Consider the following 6,067-nt stretch of genomic DNA (forward strand, 5'->3'; position numbering starts at 1 on the left):
GAGTCAGGCTAAGACGCGGCCTGACGTGAACCACTCGCGACGCGAGTTCAGCAGGTCCTGCGCCGACATGGCTTTTTTGCCCGCTGGCTGCAGCAGCTGAAGATTCAATACGCCTTCAGCGGTCGCGATCTGAATGCCGTGCTTGTCAGCTGTGACGATTTCGCCTGGCTGTTTCGCGACGTGCGGCAACACGCTGGCCTGCCACACCTTCACCGGCTGCTCCTCAATCAGGAAATAGCTGACCGGCCAGGGATTAAAAGCGCGAATACAGCGCTCAAGCTGGGCGGCAGAGAGCTGCCAGTTGAGACGGGCTTCCTCTTTGCTGAGCTTCTCGGCGTAGTTCGCCTGCGCGTCATCCTGCTTCTCAGGCTGCGCGCGACCGTTCGCCAGCTGCGACAGCGTTTCCAGCAGACCCTGCGGGCCCAGCTGTGCCAGCTTGTCGTACAGCGTAGCGCTGGTGTCCTGCGCGGTAATCGGGCAGTTCAGCTTATGCAGCATATCGCCCGTATCCAGGCCGACATCCATCTGCATGATCGTCACGCCGGTTTCACTGTCGCCCGCCCAAAGCGCGCGCTGAATAGGCGCCGCGCCGCGCCAGCGCGGCAGCAGCGAGCCATGCACGTTGATGCAGCCGAGACGCGGCATCGACAGCACCGCCTGCGGCAGGATAAGTCCGTAGGCGACCACCACCATTACATCTGCTTCTAAATCGGCGACCAGATGCTGGTTTTCGACGGGACGCAAAGACTTTGGCTGAAACACCGGGATGTCGCGAGATTGCGCCAGCGTTTTCACCGGGCTGGGCGTCAGCTTATTGCCGCGGCCAGCGGGGCGATCGGGTTGGGTAAAGACGCCGACCACCTGATGCTTAGAAGCGAGCAGCGCGTCGAGATGACGCGCTGCAAAATCAGGTGTGCCGGCGAAGATAATTTTCAGCGGAGCAGACACGGTTATCTCTTCTTTCAACGTCAGGAAGGACGCGCATTCAGGCGCGCCAGTTTTTCCAGCTTTTGCTTAATACGCTGACGCTTGAGCGGCGACAGATAATCAATAAACAGTTTGCCGTCGAGGTGATCGATCTCATGCTGAATGCAGATAGCGAGCAGGCCGTCGGTTTCCAGTTCGAAAGGCTTGCCCTCGCGATCCAGCGCGCGCACTTTTACGCGTTCGGCGCGCGGAACGAAAGCGCGCTGCTCGGGAATAGAGAGGCAACCCTCTTCAATACCGGTTTCGCCGCTTTTATCCAGCAGCTCCGGGTTGATCAGAACCAGACGTTCGTCGCGATTTTCCGATACGTCGATAACGATGATGCGCCGGTGGATATCCACCTGAGTTGCCGCCAGGCCGATACCCTCTTCGGCGTACATGGTTTCAAACATATCGTCGACGATGCGCTGAACCTCAGCGTTAACTTCTTTCACTGGCGCCGCGATTTTGCGGAGACGATCGTCAGGGAAATGTAATACCTGCAAAACTGACATAAATATCCAGATCTGTATGCGATTAAAAAAAGATTATTGCTTCATATTGTAGACTTTTCGAGACCTGATTGACAGCATTCACCCGCAGGAAGCGGCGCGTAAAGCAGGGAGCGAATATGGAATATATCGAGCGCTATTTGCGGCTTTCAGCCGTAGCCGGGCTGACCGGAAAACGCTGGCTGGAAATAGCCAGCGCGCTTAATCAAACAGATGATGCGCAGCAGGTATTAATATCAGCTGGTCTGAATGAGCAGCAACGTCATCAGTTTACTCATCTTTCCTCGCGTCAGATTGCCGCGACCGAAGCGTGGCTTGCGGCAAGCGATGACCACCATCTGATAACGGCCTTAGACGACCGTTATCCCACCGCATTACGCGAAATTCATCGTTTTCCGCCGCTGCTCTATATAAAAGGCGAACCCGCCTTGCTCTCTTCTATGCAGCTGGCGGTAGTGGGCAGCCGTAACTGTTCGCACTATGGCCGGCAATGGGGCGAATGGTTTACCCGACAGCTGGCGCTGAGCGACCTGACTATTACCAGCGGGCTGGCGCGCGGTATAGACGGCATCGCGCATCGCGCGGCGCTGGAGGCGCAGGGAAAAACCGTGGCGGTGCTGGGCAGCGGATTGCAGCATCTCTATCCTAAACATCACGGCGCGCTGGCGGAAGAGATTGTGGCACAAGGCGGCGCGCTGGTTTCCGAGTTCTCTCTCTCAACGCCGCCGCGTGCCCTTAACTTTCCGCGTCGCAACCGCGTTATTAGCGGACTAAGCCGCGGTGTGCTGGTGGTAGAGGCGACGCTTAAAAGCGGTTCGCTGGTCACCGCGCGCTATGCGCTGGAGCAAAATCGCAATGTCTACGCCTTGCCCGGCGCGCTGGGCAATCCCGGCAGCGAAGGGACGCACTGGCTGATTCAGCAAGGCGCGTTGCTGGTGGCCCATCCCACCGACATCGTCGAAGATCTTCGCGCTGCACTTAGCTGGCTGCCTTTTACGCAGCCGGAAGGAATATATTCTGAGGACAGCGGTGATGCGGCATTGCCATTTGCTGAGGTGTTGGCTAACGTAGGTGATGAGGTTACACCTGTTGACGTCGTCGCTGAACGTGCCGGCCAACCTGTGCCAGTGATTGCAGCCCAACTGCTGGAGCTGGAGTTAGCAGGATGGATCGCAGCTGTACCCGGCGGCTATGTCCGATTGAGGAGGGCATGCCATGTTCGACGTACTAATGTACTTGTTTGAGACATATATCCACAACGAAGCAGAAATGCAGGTTGATCAGGATACATTGACTGATGACTTAACCGATGCCGGTTTTCATCGTGAAGATATCTACAATGCGTTGAACTGGTTAGAAAAGCTCGCAGATTATCAGGAAGGCCTGGTCGACCCGATTCTGTTAGCCAACGATCCGCTTTCAATGCGCATCTACACGGAAGAAGAAGGCCAGCGTTTAGATGCCGAATGTCGTGGTTTCCTGCTGTTCCTTGAGCAAATTCAGGTGCTCAATATGGAAACGCGTGAAATGGTCATCGAACGAGTCATGGCGCTCGATACGCTCGAGTTCGATCTGGAAGATCTCAAATGGGTGGTGTTGATGGTGTTATTCAATCTTCCGGGATGCGAAAACGCCTATCAGCAAATGGAAGAACTGTTATTCGACGTCAATGAAGGCATGCTGCATTAATTATTGGTTATGCAGCCATCGTTATGAGCAAATCAGCACTCTTCACCGTGCGTAAACAGGATCCCTGCCCCGCATGCGGGGCAGATCTCGTTATTCGCAGCGGTAAACACGGCGCCTTTTTAGGCTGCACAAACTATCCAGCTTGCGACTATATACGGCCGCTAAAAAGTCAGGCTGACGGCCACATCGTCAAGGTGCTCGAAGGGCACGCCTGTCCGCAGTGCGGCGCGGATAAAGCGTTGCGTCAGGGACGCTATGGCATGTTCATCGGCTGTAGCCACTATCCTGAATGCGACTATAGCGAAGCGATAGATAAACCCGATGAAACGCTTATCGCCTGCCCGCAGTGTCTGGAAGGTAAACTGGTGCAGCGTCGCTCGCGTTACGGCAAGACCTTCCACTCTTGCAACCGCTATCCGGCCTGCCAGTTCGCCGTCAATGCAACGCCAGTCGCAGGCATATGTCCGCACTGTGCTTTTCCGCTGCTGGTAGAGAAGAAAACCGCGCAGGGCGTTAAACGCTTTTGCGCCAGTAAAAGTTGCGGCAAGGCCGCCGCATCAGAGACTTAAGATAACATCATGCAAAATCAAACTTTTTCCGGTTCGCTGGAGGATTGCCTTGAGCAACTGCGTCAGCAGGCCGTTATTGCTTATCCAACCGAAGCCGTATTTGGTCTGGGCTGCGACCCGGATAGCGAAAGCGCCGTAGCGGCGCTGCTGACATTAAAACAGCGTCCTGTTGAGAAAGGATTGATCCTCATCGCCGCCGATTATGCTCAGCTGGAACCCTATATCTCCGACCGCGAACTCACCGTCGAGCAGCGTGAACGTATGTTTGCTCACTGGCCGGGCCCGGTGACTTTTGTCGTACCCGCTACGCCGCAAACGCCGCGCTGGCTGACAGGACGTTTTGATTCGCTGGCCATCCGCGTCAGCGATCATCCCGATGTCCAGGCGCTGTGCCGCGCCTTCGGCAAACCGTTAGTATCGACCAGCGCCAACCTGTCAGGCGAAGCACCTTGCCGCACGGTCGAGGCGGTCAGGGCGCAGTTCGGCGCGGCCTTTCCTGTGCTGGCAGGCGAAACCGGCGGTAGGCAGAATCCGTCCGAGATTCGCGATGTGCTAACCGGCAACCTTATTCGTCAGGGCTAATTCATGGATCAGTTTGCGGTATTCGGCAATCCCATCAGCCACAGTAAATCGCCTTTGATTCACCAGGCGTTTGCCGAGCAGACGGGCATTACGCATCGCTATGGCCGGGTGTGTGCGCCGCTTGAAGCGTTTCCTGACGCTATCGCTGCGTTTTTCGTGCAGGGCGGACGCGGCGCGAACGTTACACTGCCTTTTAAACAGCAGGCCTGCGAGTTTGCCGACGAGCTGAGCGAACGAGCGGCGCTTTCCGGCGCCGTCAACACCCTGAAAAAGTGCAGCGACGGCCGCATCCTGGGCGACAATACCGACGGTATCGGTCTGCTGAGCGATCTTGAACGTCTGGCGCTGATTCGCCCGGGCGATCGCATTTTGCTGGTGGGAGCAGGCGGCGCAGCGCGCGGCGTTATCCTGCCGCTGCTTTCCGCTGGCTGTGCGGTGACGGTCGTCAACCGAACTCAGGCGCGCGCGGAAGAGCTGGCGCAGCTTTTTCGCCAGAGCGGCGAGATTGAGGCCTGCCGTTTTGATCAACTGACGGGACGAGCTTTCGATCTTATCGTCAATGCCACCTCCAGCGGCGTCAGCGGCGAGGTACCGCCGCTACCTGTTTCACTGATCGATGCCCAGGTTCGCTGCTACGACATGTTTTATCAGGCTGGCGCGACGCCCTTTTTGCACTGGTGTGAACAGCAGGGTGCACAGCAGCGCGCGGATGGTCTGGGGATGCTGGTGGGGCAGGCAGCGCACGCGTTTCAGCTATGGCACGGCGTCATGCCGCAGATAGCGCCCGTTATCGCACGGCTTAAACAGGTGATGCAGCCATGAATCAGGCGATTCAATTTCCCGAGCGCGAAGAGTGGCACGCAGACAAAGAAGTCGTCTGCTTTCCGGCGCTGGTCAACGGCATGATGCTGACCTGTGCCATCTCTGCCAAAGCCCTTGAACAGCGTTTCGGCCAGGGAGAGGCGATGGCCCTGTTTACCGCGCATCGCTGGGATATAGAAGACGAAGCGGAAGCGGCCATCGCTAATGACGCGTTCGACGATCAGGAGTGGGTCTGGCTCGCCTCGGCGAGATAGTCATCCTTCCAGCGAACATAATTGTTGGCGGAGTAAAGCAAGCCTGCCATCTCCTGTTCGCTCAGCGGTCGCACCTGGCGGACCGGGCTACCGAGATAGAGATAGCCGCTCTTCAGTCGCTTGCCCGGCGGAACAAGGCTACCTGCGCCTATCATTACGTCATCTTCAATAATGGCGCCGTCCAGTACAATTGATCCCATTCCTACCAGTACGCGATCGCCGATAGTGCAGGCGTGCAGCATCGCTTTATGCCCAACGGTAACATCAGCGCCGATAGTTAAAGGGAACCCCTCCGGGTTGCTGGCGGATTTGTGGGTCACGTGCAGCACGCTGCCATCCTGTATATTCGTGCGCGCGCCGATGCGTACCTGATTCACGTCGCCGCGTATCGCGACCAGCGGCCAGATGCTGACATCATCGCCCAGCGCGACGTCGCCAATCACTACGCTAGAGGCGTCAATCATGACGCGCTGCCCACACTGCGGATAACTCTCTTTATAAGGTCGTAGAGCTGACATTTGCATTCTCCTTGTCTATTCGGCTACAGACTGGGACAGATCGCGGGGCCAGACAAGCGTAAAAGGCCTGCGATCGTTGAAGATCTCTGCAATAAGATTGTTTTATCGCCATACGGAAAAAAAGATCGAAAAAAGGGTTGTGCAATTAAATCGGA

General features: G+C 56.7%; 9 protein-coding genes. 6 read left to right on the plus strand and 3 right to left on the minus strand.

Translation table 11 applies throughout. The features are described 5' to 3' along the window. Positions 1 to 3: 3 nt before the first annotated feature. Positions 4 to 948, minus strand: a complete 945-nt coding sequence (gene fmt, locus Q9R34_RS20885; protein WP_485896279.1) for a methionyl-tRNA formyltransferase — start codon at positions 946 to 948, stop codon at positions 4 to 6. A 20-nt stretch (positions 949 to 968) separates the two neighbouring features. After that, the gene (gene def / locus Q9R34_RS20890; protein ID WP_434127081.1) at positions 969 to 1,481 is read right to left on the minus strand and encodes a peptide deformylase; all 513 of its coding nucleotides are present in this window, start codon (positions 1,479 to 1,481) and stop codon (positions 969 to 971) included. 116 nt (positions 1,482 to 1,597) lie between these two features. Between def and dprA the strand changes: the two genes are divergently transcribed. Genes dprA through Q9R34_RS20920 form a run of 6 tightly spaced genes read left to right on the plus strand, consistent with a single transcriptional unit; the run spans position 1,598 to position 5,394 of the window. Beyond that, a complete protein-coding gene (gene dprA / locus Q9R34_RS20895; protein WP_485896281.1) occupies positions 1,598 to 2,722 on the plus strand; it encodes a DNA-protecting protein DprA in 1,125 nt (374 codons plus the stop codon). Then, positions 2,694 to 3,167: a DUF494 family protein Smg gene (gene smg / locus Q9R34_RS20900; protein ID WP_033752918.1), complete on the plus strand. Its 474-nt coding sequence runs from the start codon at positions 2,694 to 2,696 to the stop codon at positions 3,165 to 3,167. The genes dprA and smg overlap by 29 nt, the downstream gene beginning before the upstream one ends. A gap of 23 nt (positions 3,168 to 3,190) precedes the next feature. Beyond that, positions 3,191 to 3,736 (plus strand): DNA topoisomerase family protein, encoded by a 546-nt coding sequence (locus tag Q9R34_RS20905; RefSeq protein WP_485896283.1) that lies wholly within the window; start codon positions 3,191 to 3,193, stop codon positions 3,734 to 3,736. A 9-nt stretch (positions 3,737 to 3,745) separates the two neighbouring features. Further along, positions 3,746 to 4,318, plus strand: a complete 573-nt coding sequence (gene tsaC / locus Q9R34_RS20910; RefSeq protein WP_048784051.1) for an L-threonylcarbamoyladenylate synthase type 1 TsaC — start codon at positions 3,746 to 3,748, stop codon at positions 4,316 to 4,318. Between the two features lie 3 nt (positions 4,319 to 4,321). Then, positions 4,322 to 5,140, plus strand: coding sequence for a shikimate dehydrogenase (aroE, locus tag Q9R34_RS20915; protein WP_485896285.1), 819 nt, complete (start codon positions 4,322 to 4,324; stop codon positions 5,138 to 5,140). Beyond that, entirely contained in the window at positions 5,137 to 5,394 is a 258-nt protein-coding gene (locus Q9R34_RS20920) for a DUF1488 family protein (protein ID WP_485896287.1), read from the plus strand. The genes aroE and Q9R34_RS20920 overlap by 4 nt, the downstream gene beginning before the upstream one ends. Here the strand turns inward: Q9R34_RS20920 and Q9R34_RS20925 are convergent. Next, on the minus strand, positions 5,361 to 5,918 hold the full coding sequence (locus tag Q9R34_RS20925) for a gamma carbonic anhydrase family protein (RefSeq protein WP_485896289.1): 558 nt from the start codon (positions 5,916 to 5,918) through the stop codon (positions 5,361 to 5,363). The two genes, Q9R34_RS20920 and Q9R34_RS20925, sit on opposite strands and share 34 nt — an antisense overlap. Between the last annotated feature and the right edge of the window lie 149 nt (positions 5,919 to 6,067).

The sequence above is a fragment of the Enterobacter sp. BRE11 genome, assembly GCF_031844285.1.
Lineage (GTDB): Bacteria > Pseudomonadota > Gammaproteobacteria > Enterobacterales > Enterobacteriaceae > Pantoea.